A 15,612-nucleotide genomic window follows, 5' to 3' on the forward strand; every position below is an offset into this window, starting at 1 on the left:
TGAGGTGCAGGGTTGCCGGTGAACGCACGAACGGGGTCGGGATCCGGCCGCTGGAGCGATAGTCGATCCGGCGGCTGGGTTTTGTTGGGCCATTCCGCCTGCACCGGCCGTGTCGTTTTGGACCGCGACGCTGGCAACCCTTTGCTTTACCGTGCGCATGCTCCGTCTGGCCCGCGATCGCCTATGGTGACGCAGCCCAGGCGCTTAAGTTGGGGATCGCCGCTTTGGGCAGAGATTCACGCCATAAAACCATAGAAGGAGCGTGGTGCCCTGGGGGCGCCTTCTCGTGTGGCGCCTTCTCGTGCCCCACTGGGCGTTGCCCACAGGAGGATGTGAATGTACAGATGTTGAAACCGATCGTATGGACCGGCACGGCCTTGGAACTTCTCGACCAGACTAAGCTGCCGCTGGAGAAGGATTACGTGAAGTGTGTGAGCTGCCGGGACGTGGCAGAGGCCATACGCACGATGAAGGTCCGAGGCGCGCCGGCCATCGGGGTAAGTGCTGCATATGGCATGGTGCTGGCGGCGCACGACGCGGACACGCACGACAAGGGCGCGTTCGTCGACCGGTTGAAGGCTGCTGCGCGCGACCTTGTACAGGCCAGGCCTACCGCGGTGAATCTGGCCTGGGCAGTGGGCAAGATGCTCGATGTGGCGTCGGCCTGTCCGGACTGGCGCGAAATCCCCGCGGCGATGGAGAGGGCAGCCTGTGCCATGGAGGCGGAGGATGTCGAGGCAAACCGGAGGATCGGCCGGAACGGGGCGGAGCTCCTCGGGAGCCCCGTCTCGGTGCTCACCCACTGCAACGCGGGCGCGCTTGCGACAGCGGGTTACGGGACCGCGCTGGGCGTGGTGCGGGCGGCGTTCGAGGATGGCAAGCGGGTTCACGTATTCGCAGACGAGACTCGCCCGTATCTCCAGGGGGCGAGGCTTACCGCGTTCGAGCTCCTCGAGGACGGCATCCCAGTTACGCTCATCACGGACAGCATGGCGGGTTACGTCATGAGCCTTGGGAAGGTGGATTGCGTCATCGTCGGAGCCGATAGGATCGCGGCCAACGGGGATGTGGCGAACAAGATAGGCACGTACAGCCTGGCGGTGCTGGCCAAGGAGAATGGGATTCCATTCTATGTCGCCGCGCCGGTGTCCACGCTCGACCTGGAGTGCCCGACGGGGCGGGACATTCCCATAGAGGAGAGGGACCCGAGAGAGGTCACGCACGTGCTCGGGCAAAGGATCGCACCCGAGGGGGTCGCTGTGTTCAACCCTGCCTTCGATGTGACCCCGTCTCGATACGTCTCGGCGATCATCACAGATAGAGGGGTGGCGCGTCCCCCCTATGAAACGAGCCTTCGAGCCCTCGTTGGTTGATTGGGGCTCTGAGAGTGTCCGGCGGCGCGGGCGTCGTCGGCAGGCTGGCGGGTATCGCGGGCGACCGCGCCAGTGCTGGTGAGACTCAGCCATCGGATTCGCGACGCGAGCGCCCGCTAGGGAAGAAGCCGCTGGGGAAGAACCCGTTGGGGAAGAGAGTGGGGGTTGGAATGGACGAGTCCAAGATGCTTCCCATACTCAAGGTCTATCCGAGACAAGTCTCTCACTACGTCGTGGTTTGTGGCGACCCGGCGAGAACCCAGACCATCGCGAGGCACATTGAGCACGCTCGCGAGGTCTCGTACAACCGTGAATACCGGCTCGTGAATGGCGTGTATCGTGGCACGCCCGTCACGATCGCTTCCCACGGGGTCGGCGCTGCCGGGGCGTGCGTGTGTTTCGAGGAGCTCATCAAGGCGGGCGCGAGGGTGCTCATCAGGGTTGGGACCGCAGGATCGCTGAACCGTTCCATAGTGGATGGGGACCTCATCGTGGCCACGGGTGCCGTCCGAGAGGATGGCGTCACAAGCCAACTGGTGCCGATCTCGTTTCCGGCCATAGCAGACTCCGCCGTGGTGGATGCTCTGTACCGCGTGGGGGTGGAGCGCGGCGCGAAGATCACCAAAGGCGTGGTGCTTACGGTCGGTGCTCTCTATCCCGGGATCCTGCCGCTTCCGAACGAGGAGATGAGTCGTGCGGGAGCCATCGGTGTGGAGATGGAGGTATCGGCCCTCCTCATTGTGGCCGCGCTGCGTGGCGCCCGGGCAGGCGCGATTCTGGCCGTGGACGGCATGGCGATCGAGTTCGACGGCAATTCGTACAATCCCAACCGTCAAGTGGTGGCGGAGGCCATCGAGCTTGAGGCGGAGATCGCTCTCGAGGCCGTGGCTCGGCTCGCCGCAACAGAAGGATAGGGGGACGCCGATCTCGCAGGCGAGACGGGGATGAGGTGAAGGTGCCGTGGTCGCGGTCTTTTTTGATGGCAGGCGGCTTCTTGTTCGCGAGGACATGCCCCTCCCGGCAAGGCGAGAGGGCGAGGCTCTTGTGCGAGTGAGGCTTGCCGGGATATGCAACACCGACCTCGAGGTGACCCGGGGATACCTGGGATATGTCGGTATCCTCGGCCATGAGTTCGTCGGGACGGTGGCGGATGCTGACGATCCGGGTCTCGTCGGGAGACGAGTCGTCGGCGAGATAAACGTGGCATGCGGCGAGTGCTCGATGTGCCGCGTGGGCCACCCAAGACACTGCGAGCGCATACGCACCATGGGGATGCGTGACTGGCCCGGCTGCTTTGCAGACTACACGGTGCTCCCGTCCGGCAATCTGCACTGCGTGCCGGAGCACGTGGGCGACCTCGAGGCCGTGTTCGTCGAGCCGCTCGCCGCGGCCGTTGAGGTGCTGGAGCAGGTCCACATTCGTCAGTCTGACAGCGTTGTAGTGCTGGGCGACGGGAAGCTTGGCCTACTCGTGGCGGAGGTACTCCATGCCTCCGGCCACCGCGCGATCCTGGTCGGACGGCATGCCGAGAAACTAGCGATTGCGGAGAGGCGAGGCATCGAGACGGCTCTCGCAGGCTCCCGAAGCTTGCCGCGGAAAGCCGACGTGGTCGTGGAGTGCACCGGGAGCCCTTCGGGGCTCGCGGACGCCGCCGCACTCGTCCGCCCTCGCGGCACCATCGTCCTGAAGAGCACGTTCCACGCCGGCGCGCCTGTCAACCTCTCTCCTTTGGTGGTAAACGAGGTCACGTGCGTTGGGTCGAGGTGCGGCCCGTTTCCGCCCGCCATTCGACTCCTTGAGGAGCAGAGGATCGATACGAGCGGCCTCATCGGGGCCATCTTCCCTGCTGCGCGCGCGGTAGAGGCTTTCGAAGAAGCATCGAGAAAAGGAAGCCTCAAGGTGCTCCTGGATTTCCGGGGCGAGGCGTCCTAGCCGCGGGATGAGAGCCACAGCTGCTCGTCCGCAGGGTCGCGGCACCGGGCTTTTCGGGTGCACATGGACTTTAGGCAGGGTGGGACGGTGACGAGGGGTGGACGAAAAGACCAAGACCGATGCGAACCGCAGCGGTCGAGGAGGCGCCGGGTTCGACACGCAGGCGATCCACGCCGGGTGGGATGGCAAGCACGCGCACGGTGCGATAAGCCCTCCGATTTTCCTCACTTCCAGCTTTGTATTCGACAGCGTTTCCCACGCGCAGGAAGTTTTTTCGGGAGAATCCGCCGAGTACGTCTATACCCGCGGTAACAATCCTACCCTGCGGCTCTTCGAGCGCAAGATGGCGATCCTCGAGAAAGGTGCTGGGGCAGTGGCTTTTTCCTCCGGAATGGCGGCCATCTCATCCGTCCTCCTCTCCTTGCTCAAGGCGGGGGACGAGGTTTTGGCCTCCCGAACTGTTTATGGCTCAACGTACCACGTGCTTACGCACCTCCTCCCGCGATTCGGCATAAGGCCGAGGTTCGCTGACCTTTCACACCCTGGCGAAGTTCAAGCAGCTTTCTCTGACTCTGACGCGACCAAGGTTGTGTACCTCGAGTCTCCCGCCAACCCTAACCTGGGGATCGTTGATATAGCCGCCACCTGCGAGGCGGCTCATGCCCGGGGGGCCGCGGTCGTGGTCGACAACACCTTTGCTACGCCGTATTTCCAAAACCCGCTTTCGTTCGGCGCGGACGTCGTGGTGCATTCGTGCACGAAGTACATAAGCGGGCACGGGGACGTGCTCGGGGGCGTGGCGGTGGCGCGCGACCCGGATTACGTTACCCGCCTTCGCTTTGATTTCCTCTGCGACCTCGGGGGCGTGTTGTCGCCGTTTAACGCGTGGCTCTTGGTTCGAGGGCTGAAGACCCTTCGCCTCCGCATGGAACGCCACGCCGCCAATGCGCTTGCCGTGGCAAGGTTTTTGGCGGGCCACCCGAAGGTGGAACGCGTTCTGTATCCAGGCCTTGAAGGATTCCCTCAGCATGAGCTCGCCATGCGCCAGATGCGGGGATACGGCGGCATCGTGTCGTTTGAACTGAAGGGCGGATATGACGCTGCAGTCCGCTTCATGGACAGCCTGCGGTTGTGTACCATCGCAGTGAGCTTGGGAGACGCGGAGACCCTCGTCGAGCACCCGGCGTCCATGACACATCGCGAGTACCCGAGGGAAAGGCTCTCTGAATTCGGGTTTAGCGAGACCCTCGTGCGCCTCTCAGTGGGCCTGGAAGACCCTGAGGACATCATAGCCGACCTGGACCGGGCGCTTCGCCGCGCTTGACCCTGGGCGACACGGGCAGCGATGGGCGGGCCTACGGGGCTAGGCGCATGAGGCGGGCGACCGACGACGTGAGAAAACACACCACAGAGGCCACCGCGAGCGGCAGGAGCGCGGCAGCGGCCGTCCACTTCTTGCTTCGGGTCTCGTGCCAGATGGTCCACAGAGTCGTGGCGCATGGGTAATGCAGGAGCGAGAAAAGCGAGAAACAGACGGCTGTGACCTGGGTCCAACCGTGTGACACGAGTAGCTGTCGGAGCGCGTCGAGCCCGCCCGGATCCAGCATGGTGCTGGCACCTGAGTACTCCATCGCGAGTATGGGGATGACTATCTCATTTGCGGGCAGGCCGAGGACGAAAGCCGCCACGACGTGCCCATCGAGCCCGATGAGGCGCCCGAATGGTTCTAGGAGGCCCGCAAAGCGGCTGAGGACGCTTGCCCCGCAAGGCGCGAAATTCGCAAGCGCCCACGTGATTGCGCCCGCGGGAGCCGCGACCGCGGCCGCCCTCGCGAGGACGAACAGCGCGCGGTCGATCAGCGACCTCACGATTACCCTTGTGACCTGCGGTTTTCTGTACGGGGGGAGCTCGAGCACGAAGAACGACGGCACGCCGCGCAGCGCCGTCCGGGACAGGACCCAGGACATGCCGAGGGCGACTGCAACTCCGAGCGTCACCGTGCCGAGCAGCCAGAGGCTCGCGACACCCCCAAGACCCGTGGCGAAGAACATGGATGCCATGGCTATGAGCGATGGGAATCGCCCGTTGCATGGCACGAAGTTATTCGTGAGGGTGGCGATGAGCCTTTCCCGGGGCGAATCGATTATCCGGCAAGAAACCACCCCTGCGGCGTTGCACCCGAATCCCATGCACATTGTAAGTGCCTGCTTCCCATGGGTTCCCGCGCGCCTGAGGATGGCGTCGAGATTGAAGGCCACCCTGGGCAGGTAGCCCGCGTCCTCGAGCAGGGCGAAACACGGGAAGAATATGGCCACGGGCGGCAGCATCACCGATACCACCCACGCCAGGGCCCTGTAGGCACCCATGACAACGAGTCCTGTGAGCCAGGTCGGGGCTCCCGCCCACGCGAGAAGGGCCAGGAGTCGGTCCTGTCCCCAGAAGAGCGCGGCTGCCAGCAGCCTCGATGGGACGTTCGCGCCCACCAACGTTATCCAGAAGACCACGCCCAACAGAGCCGCCATGATGGGATACCCCAAAAGGCTTGATGTGAGGACGTCATCGAAGCGCGTGTCCCAGCCGGCAGTGGGTCGGGTCACGCGGTGGACCGTTCTCAGGCATATGCTTTCGGCGGTCTCGTATATCCTGGCCACCACGAGGTCGCGTAGATCCCCTGGTGCCCTCGAGCGCGCTCGTCGTACGGCTTCCATGAGCTCTCTGTGCTTGCGGCTAGTCGGCTCGTTCACGCTGGCATCCCACCTTTTCCTGCGACCGACTGGGCTGCGTCGTTCGATGGAGCGTTCGATGGAGGTCTCGCGTCATGCGGTCGAGCGTCGCACAGGATCCGGCCGAGTGTCGCAACAAGGCCGGGCTCGCCGTCGATCATGCGAAGGGCGAGCCAGCGAGGAGAGATCTTGAGCCCAGCGTCGGATGCGAGCGCCGTGAGGTCTGGTTCGATCTCGGCGATGATCGCCTCTACGTCCGGACCGTACGAGATCCTGACGGGCCTCGTGGACACGCGTCCGCTTGCCACGTCGAGGACGGCATCCATCAGCTCCACGATGCCGCGCCCCGTTCGCGCCACCGTAGGCACCACGGGTAAGCCGAGTTCGGACGAGAGCTGGTCCACGTCAATCGTGATTCCCTTGCGCTTTGCCTCGTCCATGAGGTTCAGGCATACGACGATTCTCGGGGTCACCTCAGCGATCTGAAGGACCAAGTTCAGGTTTCGCTCGAGGCACGTCGCGTCGGTGACGGCAATGACCACGTCGGCCCCTCCAAAGCAGATGAAATCCCGGGCCACCTCCTCCTCCGGGGACGCGGCAAAGAGGGAGTAAGTGCCAGGCAGGTCGACGACCCGGTGCGCCACTCCGCGGTGCGCGTAGACGCCTTCCGCGAGCGTTACTGTCTTGCCAGGCCAGTTGCCGGTGTGCTGCCGCAGGCCTGTCAGGGCGTTGAAGACAGTGCTCTTGCCCGTGTTGGGGTTTCCTGCCAAGGCTACGGTGTATCTGGCGGAGCGAGGTAGAGAACCCGCCGAGGGTCGGCGGATATGCGCATGACTTAGTGTGAAGGAACGTGGCTGCGGCGTGGGTGCCACCGAAGAATCACCTCCGCCAAGGAAACATGGGGTCGTTTGAGGCGACCGGCTCTCTGTCGTTTTCCGGGGCCCAAGGCTTGTCGGCCTTGCCCTCTGGGGACGCTGCGGTTTCGGCGCGCCTCGTTCGAATTCGGCGCTTAAGACAGCCGAATCCTCCACGCCCCGTCGCGCAGGCACCGGCAACCCTAGCGCCGTCAGGAAAGGAGACGAGAACTTATGCCGCCACACTTAGTGCCCTCTATGCAAAAGGCGAAAGCCGATGGCCCAGACTGTGGAACTGCCCGAGTACCTGCCAGTCTGGCCGAGGACAGCGACGGTTCTGGACGACCCCGCCGAGCTGTGCTGCCATACTGGGGCAAACATCAGCGGTCTCGCGGCATCACACTTGAGTGGCAAAGGCCATATCAGTGTGCGGCGCACGAGCTCTCCCCGGGATCGCTCCTCGGCTCCCGGAGGACCTCCACGGCGACGAGGTCCGCGTCCCGCCTTCTGAGGGCTATGAGCGTGCCCCTTACGCTGTACGCCGTAGGGTCGCCCACGGGGCTACGGCGGACGGGCACGACACATGCCCCGGGCACGAAGCCCACGTCCAGCAGCCGCCGCCTCGGGAGTCCGGTTGCGGACAGGCTGGTGACGCGGCAGGTGGATCCAAGGCAGGCATCTGAGAGCTTGAGGTGGTCCTGGCTATTGCGCCGTGGTCTGCTCAAACCCCAAACTCCTTTCGCACGCAGCGCATCCTCTTTCCGTGCGTTAGCGGTCGGCTGCTCCGCTTAAGTGCCCTCCGGTCCCTGCCAGCCTCGAATTGCACACAGGCGCGACGCGGGCGTGGGGGAGGAAGCAGCTAGTAGTATACTATGACGCGCCGGATGGAATCGGTGAGGAGAAGGCCTGACGCGGTGCACCGGTGCGGCGGGAGCCCGGATCGGCCGGGTGGGGTTGGCAGCGACGGCTACACGGGAAACGAGCACCTGACCTCCGGCCAAAGCGAGACACTGTTGCCAAGCGACCTCAATGAATGTTAAAATGTAGCCGGACGCGCGGTTATGCACGTCTGAACCCATACGAACCTGGCAGGTGCCCTATCCAGGGAGAATAGGGAAGAGGCAGCGGGGCAAGGTTAGGCCCTGCAAGCCCGCGGTTCCCGCCACTGTACCCGGGGAGCGGCCTTGCTCAGCCACTCTGGTTGGCGTTTAGCTGGGGACACGCCGATGACGGCGTGCTAGACCCAGAGGAGTGCCAGGGGAAGGCGCAAGGCATGCGAGGATCCGGAAGCCAGGAGACCTGCCTGCCAGCCGGACCTTGCGCCTTCGGTGAAAAGGAGAGGCAGGTTGCGCTCAAGTGAGCAGCAGGCCCCGGCCGAAGGCCGGGGCTTTGTCGTGGCAGCGCCTGCACGGGTGCGGTGGGTCCGAATTCCGCGGAAATGGAGGGAGTCCCAGACCATGGTTCTCTCAGTGCTCGGGACGAGAAGGGCGCGCTACGGAATGTGGCTCGTTTTCCTTGCGGTGCTGGTAGGTCTTGCGACAGGTTCTCAGGCCGTGCTGTGCGCGGAGGCGCAGGGAGATCAAGCCATAACTGTGACAGACGATCTTGGGAGGGTGGTAACGCTTTCGCACCCGCCAGCCCGCATCATTTCCACGGCCCCAAGCAACACAGAGATCCTTTTCGCTCTCGGCCTCGGTGACAAGGTCGTGGGTGTGACCGACTCTTGCGATTACCCGCCGGAGGCCAAGACCAAGCCGAAGGTGGGCGCGGTCGAGCTCGATTACGAGAGGATCGTGGCGATGTCTCCGGACCTCGTCGTCGCGGTGGGAAGCCTTCAACGTCAAGCCATCTCAAGGCTTTCAGAGCTTGGAGTCACGGTCCTTGCGGTAGATCCCAAGAGCATTGACGGAGTGCTTCGGGCCATAACGCTGATAGGCAGGGCCACTGGCGCGCAGGATCGCGCGTCTAGACTGGTGGGGGAGCTCAGAGGCAGGATAGATCGTGTCGCGCAGAAGCTAGCCCGCCTAACCCAATCGGAAAGGCCTCGGGTTTTTGTGGAGATCTGGGGAGAGCCCCTCATGACGGCGGGCCCGGGGACTTTCGTGGACGAACTCGTTTCCGCGGCCGGCGGCCGCAACATCGCCCACGACGCCGATGGAGAGTGGCCGGTATTCAGCGCCGAGGCTGTGATAGAGCGCGACCCGGACGTAGTGATCCTGACGAATTTCAATAAGGCCGAGGCTCTCGCGCGTCGCGCCTGGCAGGGGATATCTGCGTACAGGACGGGGCGGGTGTACGAGGTCAACCCCGACCTTTTGGTGCGGCCGGGCCCGCGGCTCGTGGACGGGCTCGAGACTTTGGCAGCCCTGCTGCATCCGGAGTTGTTCAGGTGAAGCTGCGAGGATAGCCTGACGGACTCGGGGAGCTCGCGCCGCAGGCTGGCATGGACGACTCAGACGTGCAACGAGGAGAGGTGGATACACAGGTGGTGCGTGAGAAAGGCCGGGATGAGCCGGACACGGAGGACCCGGGATCGGGCACAGACCCTAGAGGCTTCTCCGAGACCGGCAGCGGGAAGGCCGTAGGCTCCGCGGCGCGGCTGGCTCGTCACTTGAAAGCGCAACCTGTCTGGCGGGCGGCTCGCCTACCCGTTCTCATCCTGGGCCTTGTCGCGGTCATGGTGGTCGCTGCGGGCACGGGCTCCGTGCGAATCTCACCAACCGAGATAGCTGGCATATTGATCGGGCACGTGCATCCAGGCCTTGGGAGCCGCCTGGCGCCGCAGCAGGGATGGCCGTCATCTCACGAGGTCATCCTCCTCCAGGTGCGCTTGCCCCGGATATTGCTCGCGGCCATGGTCGGGGCCTCACTGGCCACCGCCGGTGCCGCCCTGCAGGGCCTTCTCAGGAATCCCCTCGCAGACCCGTACATAGCCGGGGTATCGGCTGGAGCCGGGCTCGGCGCCACGATCGCCATGGTTGCGGGGATGCCTGTCTCAGTCCTGGGGGTCAGCTCGGTGCCGATGTTCGCGTTTCTCGCCGCGCTCGCGACGATAGTGGTCGTGTACTCCCTCGCGCAGGTGTCGGGCAAGCTACCCACTGACACGTTCTTGCTCGCGGGCGTTGTTGTGGGTTCTTTCCTCTGGTCGGCGATATCCTTCATCCTCGTCGTCTCTGGCGACACCATGCACGAGGCGCTCATGTGGCTCATGGGGAGTCTCTCGAACAAGGGATACGCCCACGTCAAGATGGCGTTCCCATTCATGGCGGCTGGGATAGCTGCCCTCGTCGTGCTGGCTCGCGACTTCAACCTCATGAGCTTGGGGGATGAAGAAGCCCGCTATCTGGGCCTTAACCCTGACGAGTTCAAGCGGATCGCGATACTCGCCGCGTCGCTCGTTACCTCGGCGGCGGTTTCGGTTGGCGGCATCATCGGGTTCGTGGGCCTCGTGGTCCCCCACACGGTTAGGCTCCTCTTTGGGCCGGACCACCGGGTCCTGATGCCCGCGTGCGCAATCGTCGGGGCAGGGTTCCTTGTGGCCGCCGACACCCTCGCGCGCGTGGTCGTGGCTCCCGGGGAGGTCCCGGTCGGTGTCATCACGGCGCTCGCGGGCGGGCCGTTCTTTGTGTACTTGTTGAGGCGCCGGAAGGCGTCTGGGGCGCTGTAGCATGAGGCTGGATGTGTTTGCCATTCGGTGTGTGTACGGTATAATAACGGCGTTGGATGGAGTGTCTCTTTCCGTCTCGGGGGGAGAATTCTTGGGCGTGCTCGGTCCGAACGGCTCAGGCAAGACGACCCTGCTCCGGGCGATGGCGGGCGCCGTTCGTCCCGTGAGCGGGGTAGTCACGCTGGACGGGACAGATATCAGGAGGATGAGCGCTAGGGCTGTCGCTCGCCGCCTGGCGGTGGTGCCGCAAAACGGCCAGTTGCCGTTCTCGTTCACAGTGCGCGATATGGTGCTCATGGGCCGCTGGCCTCACCTCCGACGGTTCTCGGGTGAGACCTGGCGTGACTTGGAGGTCGCAGCCCGGGCCATGGAGGCGACGCGCGTGGCTCACCTCGCGGCGCGCCCGATCACAGAACTCTCCTACGGGGAAAGACAGCGGGTCATGGTGGCGCGGGCGCTCGCACAGGAACCACAGATCCTGCTGCTCGATGAGCCTACGTCGCATCTCGACCCGCGGCATCAGGTCGAGATCATGGACCTCGTATGGAGCCTTTCGAGACGGGAAGGCCTTGGCGTCGCGGCCGTGCTGCACGACGTGAATCTCGCCGCCCAGTACTGCGACAGAATAGTGATGTTGAAGGATGGGCGTCTTGCAGCGTCCGGCACGCCCGGCGAGGTGGTTACGCCCGAGGCCATTGAGGAGGTGTACGGGGTGAGGTCGTGCGTCGCACCTCACCCCGTGACCGGGCGGCCACAGGTGGCGTTGCTGTCCGGGGTTGCGCCGCGCGAGTGGCGGTGACCCCGCGGAATTGTCACTGGGCTCAGTCAATCGATTGATGGGATGGGAGCGGAGAACAGGTGGTTCGTGATACTCGAGATGAGACGGAGAGGCCTTCCGGCGGGTGCAATCAGCCGCCAAGCCTGAGCAGGGGGCTCGTTCAGGTGTATACGGGCGACGGCAAAGGCAAGACGACGGCGGCCTTGGGGCTTGCGCTGCGTGCAGCCGGGCACAGGTTCCGCGTGGTCGTGATCCAGTTTGCAAAGGGGGCGAGCTACGCCGGGGAGCTTTTCGCCGCCGAACGATTGTATCCCGAGCTTCGCCTCTTTCAGTTTGGGCGCGATTGCCCGAAGGCCTCTGCGATCAGGCAGGGCCTCGCGGCTTGTGAGGGGTGCCGCGAGTGCTTCCTCCAGGAGGGCGGGCTTACGGATGAGGACCGCAGGCTTGCGGGCGAGGGCCTTGCGATGGCGCACGATGTGGCGTCCAGGGGCCTCGCAGACGTCCTCGTGCTGGACGAGGTCTCCATCGCCGTTCGCTTCGGTCTCGTGCCTCTGGAGGAGGTCTTGAAGCTCATCGATGAGAGGAGCCCGCGGGTGGAGCTCGTGCTCACAGGGCGGGGAATGCCCCAGGAAGTGTTGGATCGCGCGGACCTGGTCACTGAGATGCGCCAGGTGAAGCACCCGTTTGAGAAGGGCGTGAGGGCGCGCCGGGGGATCGAGTTTTGAGTTGCCTTTCAGGAGCCCACGAGTTCGCCGGGAGCTTGCGAGGCGTGAGATGCGGTGCGGAAAGCCCGCTGGTCGTGCCGGGGGCGAGCTGCGTGGCGATTGGATGGCGAGGCTTTGCGAAAGGATGGCGAAGATGAGCCGCATCAGGTTCGGGACTGACGGCTGGCGGGCCGTCATGTGCGATGAGTTCACCTTCTCAAACGTCCGCCTTGTGGTCCGGGCGATCGCGGATTACTTGAGTGAGACGGGCCTTGGCGGCAAAGGGGTCGTGGTGGCCTACGACGCGCGGTTCCTGTCGGAGAGGTTCGCGCAGGAGGCGGCCTCTGTCCTCGCAGCAAACGGGGTGAACGTGTGGGTTACGTCCCGCGACACGCCGACGCCCGTTGCGGCCCACGCGGTCGTCCACGGAAAACGCGCGGGTGCCGTGATGTTCACAGCGAGCCACAATCCTCCGGAATACAACGGCTTGAAATGGATCCCGGAGTATGGGGGCCCGGCCATGCCGGATGTAACCTCGGAGATCGAGAAGCGCATCGCGCAGGTCGAGGGCGCCTGGAGGGGAGAGAGCCCCGGGCAGGCAGGCGATGGTCAGGGCGCAACGGGCGGGGCCAAGCCCACCGGCTCCATCAAGCAGTTCGATCCGATGGGCGACTACATCAACCATGTTTCGCGGCTTGTGGACGTGGACGCGATCCGCCGCGCCCGGTTGCGGATCGTTTACGACCCACTGCACGCTTCGGGCCGTGGCTATCTCGAGCGCATCCTGGAACCTTGCGATGTTCTTGTCGTAAATGATAGGCGTGACCCACTGTTCGGCGGCAGCCCCCCGGATCCCTCTGAGCAGCGGTTGCAAGGGCTTGCGTCGAAGGTGAGGGAAACCGGCGCCCACCTCGGTCTCGCGACCGACGGCGACGCCGACAGGTTCGGGGTCATCGATGCGGACGGGACTTTCCTCTCGCCGAATCAGGTCATATCGCTCCTCGCAGCGCACCTGGCGCGCAATCGCGGCATGAGGGGCGTCGCAGTGCGTACCTGTGCCACGAGTCACATGGTGGACGCGGTCGCGCGTGCTTGTGGCCTCGAGGCGCGGGAGACTCCGGTTGGTTTCAAGTACGTGTCGGCGGAGATGAGGCGCGCGAAGGTGGTCATCGGGGGCGAGGAAAGCGGCGGCCTGAGCATCGGCGGTCACGTGCCGGAGAAAGACGGCATCCTGGCGTGCCTCCTCGCCGCCGAGATGCGCGCTGTTACCGGCCGGCCTTTGAAGGAGACGCTCCGTGCTCTCATGGAGGAGGTCGGCCACTTCTACAGTCGACGTGTGGACCTGCATGTCGAGGGCGGGGCGAGGGAGAGGGTCATGGACACGCTCCGCTCGAGCCCCCTGCGAGAGGTCGCCGGCGTGCCGGTGTCGCGCGTATCGACCATGGACGGCGTGAAGACCGAGTGCGCGGACGGGAGCTGGTTCCTCGTCCGGGCGTCCGGCACAGAGCCGGTGGTGCGGATTTACGCCGAGGCGCCAACAGAGAGCAGGCTTTCAGCCATCCTGGAAGAGGTCCGCGAGATCGTGAGGGTCGGGAACGAGACCACGACCGGAGTGTAGGGTAGATGGCGACAAGTTCGCGTTACTCTTGAGAACGCAAGTCCTGCCTAGGGTTGCCGGCCTTGCCCTCCAGGGACGGCGCACCGGCGGCGCGCCCCGTTCGAGTTTAGCGCGCAGGCAGGGCAAATTCTCGGCGCCCCGTCGTGCAAGCACCGGTAACCCTAGCCCGCTGGCAAAAGGGACGAAGACTCGTGGCAGCATACCTGGGCGCGGCGCGGCTCATTCGCTAGCGGTGCGCGCAAGCGGCTCGGCCTGCGCGGCGAGATGCTCAGAACGAGGTGAGGACGATGAGTTCCTTTGGCTATAGAACGAGGCGCGGGCCTCTTGCGACGTACTTCGTGGCGGCGCTCGCGGGGGCCGTTGTGGGTGGGCTCCTCGTGGGCGCGATCTTCCTGAGCGCGGTCGATAAACGTATAGCCGCGCTGCCGCACGCTTCCACGGGTGAGCCGGCCGAGGAGGGGACCGGCGGTGGCGCGGGAGCACCCGCAGGCGAGGCACTGCCGCCGGCGGCTGGTGGGTCGACTTCGGTAGTGACAGCTATCGCTAGGGATGTGGGCCCGTCGGTCGTGAAGGTCTCGACTCTTCGCGAGAGGGTCTTCTACAATTTCTTCTTCGAGCGTATGGTCCAACAGGAGGAGGGGCTCGGCTCCGGGGTCATCTTCGATGCCCGTGGGTATGTGCTCACGAACTATCACGTGATCGAGAAGGCGAAGCAGATCGGGGTGGTGTTGAGCGACGGGCGCGAGTTCAACGCGCAGGTGGTGGGCGGCGACTACTACACAGATGTCGCAGTGCTCCATGTGGAAGGGGAGGATCTCCCGGTCGCACGCCTCGGTGATTCGGACGCGCTCGAGGTCGGAGGCCTCGCCGTTGCAATCGGAAACCCGTTCGGGTTCGACCACACGGTGACGGCGGGGGTCATAAGCGCTCTCGGGAGGTCTCTCCCCCTCGATGAAGAGCAGGGGATATACCTTGAGAACCTGATCCAGACCGACGCGCCGATCAACCCCGGGAACAGCGGAGGCGCGCTGGTTGACGAGACCGGCGCCGTGGTCGGCATCAACACCGCTATCATTTCGGAGGCGCAGGGCATAGGGTTCGCGATTCCCATCAACACCGCGAGGGCCATCGCTTCGGAGATAATCCAGTACGGCAAGGTGAGGCGGCCGTGGATAGGGATCACGCAGGTTTGGGCGATAACCCCCGAGGTGGCGCGAGACTATCGCCTTGGCGTGGACAACGGCCTCGCCATCGTGAGCTACGCGCGGCAAGGGCCCGCGGCGGCCGCGGGCCTTCGACGGGGCGACATTATCGTGTCGGCCGGTGGCAAGAAAGTGAGCACGATGGCTGACCTTCGGGGCGCGGTTGACGCGGCTGGCATTGGCGGCCGACTCGAACTCGAGGTCTACCGAGAGGGTCGCACGGTGAGGGTGACAGTTACGGTGGGGGAAGCGCCATAACCTCCGCGCGTGACGCCGCCGTGCACTCTCGCCTCAGCTGTTCCGTTCCGGGACGCGCGCCGGTGTGCGCCGGCGTGCGTGCCTGGGCGGATGGCTCATCCCCGCCGCGCGGTCAGCGAAGCCATGGGACGTATCGCAGGGCCCTGACCTCATGCATCCGCCGCTCATTCTCGCATGTCTTCAGGGCCTTCTCCATTTCGTAGGCACGCCTCGCGGCATCGCCAGCGTTCCGGCGCGGCGTCTTGGTGATCTCTATCCTCACGTTGCCGAGCAGGATTATCATGGCCCGCACCTCCATCCGAGGTCTTGTAGACCTTGATAGAGTTAATCCTTGCATCAATAGCATAAATCACGGGCTTAATAATGTCAATAACAACATTAACAAAGTGAAGGTGGCTCAAGGCGTGCTGATATCGTGCGCCGCCGCGAGAGAGCCCGTCCGGCGAATGTTCGCGAATGTTCAGACACCCAGCATATCGCAGGGTATTACCGGGGCGGGGTGG

General features: G+C 64.5%; 14 protein-coding genes and 1 riboswitch. Of the genes, 10 read left to right on the forward strand and 4 right to left on the reverse strand.

The window, feature by feature from the left end:
• The first annotated feature begins 344 nt into the window (after positions 1–344).
• The 4 genes from mtnA (at position 345) to GX515_06970 (ending at position 4,629) form a co-directional block, all read left to right on the forward strand.
• The gene (gene mtnA / locus GX515_06955; protein HHY32749.1) at positions 345–1,373 is read left to right on the forward strand and encodes an S-methyl-5-thioribose-1-phosphate isomerase; all 1,029 of its coding nucleotides are present in this window, start codon (positions 345–347) and stop codon (positions 1,371–1,373) included.
• Between the two features lie 185 nt (positions 1,374–1,558).
• Positions 1,559–2,287 (forward strand): nucleoside phosphorylase, encoded by a 729-nt coding sequence (locus tag GX515_06960; GenBank protein ID HHY32750.1) that lies wholly within the window; start codon positions 1,559–1,561, stop codon positions 2,285–2,287.
• Between the two features lie 46 nt (positions 2,288–2,333).
• Entirely contained in the window at positions 2,334–3,305 is a 972-nt protein-coding gene (locus GX515_06965) for an alcohol dehydrogenase catalytic domain-containing protein (protein HHY32751.1), read from the forward strand.
• A gap of 97 nt (positions 3,306–3,402) precedes the next feature.
• The gene (locus tag GX515_06970) at positions 3,403–4,629 is read left to right on the forward strand and encodes a PLP-dependent transferase (protein HHY32752.1); all 1,227 of its coding nucleotides are present in this window, start codon (positions 3,403–3,405) and stop codon (positions 4,627–4,629) included.
• A gap of 31 nt (positions 4,630–4,660) precedes the next feature.
• Here GX515_06970 and GX515_06975 read toward each other — a convergent pair whose 3' ends face one another.
• The 3 genes from GX515_06975 to GX515_06985 form a co-directional block, all read right to left on the reverse strand.
• Positions 4,661–6,013, reverse strand: coding sequence for a ferrous iron transporter B (locus tag GX515_06975; GenBank protein HHY32753.1), 1,353 nt, complete (start codon positions 6,011–6,013; stop codon positions 4,661–4,663).
• Between the two features lie 32 nt (positions 6,014–6,045).
• Entirely contained in the window at positions 6,046–6,852 is an 807-nt protein-coding gene (locus GX515_06980) for an iron transporter FeoB (protein HHY32754.1), read from the reverse strand.
• 452 nt (positions 6,853–7,304) lie between these two features.
• Entirely contained in the window at positions 7,305–7,607 is a 303-nt protein-coding gene (locus tag GX515_06985) for a ferrous iron transport protein A (protein ID HHY32755.1), read from the reverse strand.
• 348 nt (positions 7,608–7,955) lie between these two features.
• A riboswitch (cobalamin riboswitch) is annotated at positions 7,956–8,204 on the forward strand.
• 135 nt (positions 8,205–8,339) lie between these two features.
• On the opposite strand from GX515_06985, the gene GX515_06990 reads away from it, so the two are divergent.
• The 6 genes from GX515_06990 (at position 8,340) to GX515_07015 (ending at position 15,109) form a co-directional block, all read left to right on the forward strand.
• Positions 8,340–9,275, forward strand: a complete 936-nt coding sequence (locus GX515_06990) for a cobalamin-binding protein (GenBank protein ID HHY32756.1) — start codon at positions 8,340–8,342, stop codon at positions 9,273–9,275.
• 284 nt (positions 9,276–9,559) lie between these two features.
• The gene (locus tag GX515_06995; protein HHY32757.1) at positions 9,560–10,549 is read left to right on the forward strand and encodes an iron chelate uptake ABC transporter family permease subunit; all 990 of its coding nucleotides are present in this window, start codon (positions 9,560–9,562) and stop codon (positions 10,547–10,549) included.
• 1 nt (position 10,550) lies between these two features.
• Positions 10,551–11,348: a heme ABC transporter ATP-binding protein gene (locus GX515_07000; GenBank protein HHY32758.1), complete on the forward strand. Its 798-nt coding sequence runs from the start codon at positions 10,551–10,553 to the stop codon at positions 11,346–11,348.
• Between the two features lie 143 nt (positions 11,349–11,491).
• On the forward strand, positions 11,492–12,052 hold the full coding sequence (locus GX515_07005) for a cob(I)yrinic acid a,c-diamide adenosyltransferase (protein HHY32759.1): 561 nt from the start codon (positions 11,492–11,494) through the stop codon (positions 12,050–12,052).
• A gap of 133 nt (positions 12,053–12,185) precedes the next feature.
• Positions 12,186–13,649 (forward strand): phosphoglucomutase/phosphomannomutase family protein, encoded by a 1,464-nt coding sequence (locus GX515_07010; protein HHY32760.1) that lies wholly within the window; start codon positions 12,186–12,188, stop codon positions 13,647–13,649.
• Positions 13,650–13,936: 287 nt separating this feature from the next.
• A complete protein-coding gene (locus GX515_07015) occupies positions 13,937–15,109 on the forward strand; it encodes a PDZ domain-containing protein (protein ID HHY32761.1) in 1,173 nt (390 codons plus the stop codon).
• Positions 15,110–15,221: 112 nt separating this feature from the next.
• Here the strand turns inward: GX515_07015 and GX515_07020 are convergent, their stop codons facing one another.
• A complete protein-coding gene (locus GX515_07020; GenBank protein HHY32762.1) occupies positions 15,222–15,392 on the reverse strand; it encodes a hypothetical protein in 171 nt (56 codons plus the stop codon).
• Positions 15,393–15,612 lie beyond the last annotated feature (220 nt).

The organism is Bacillota bacterium (assembly GCA_012842395.1).
Classification (GTDB): domain Bacteria; phylum Bacillota; class SHA-98; order UBA4971; family UBA4971; genus UBA6256.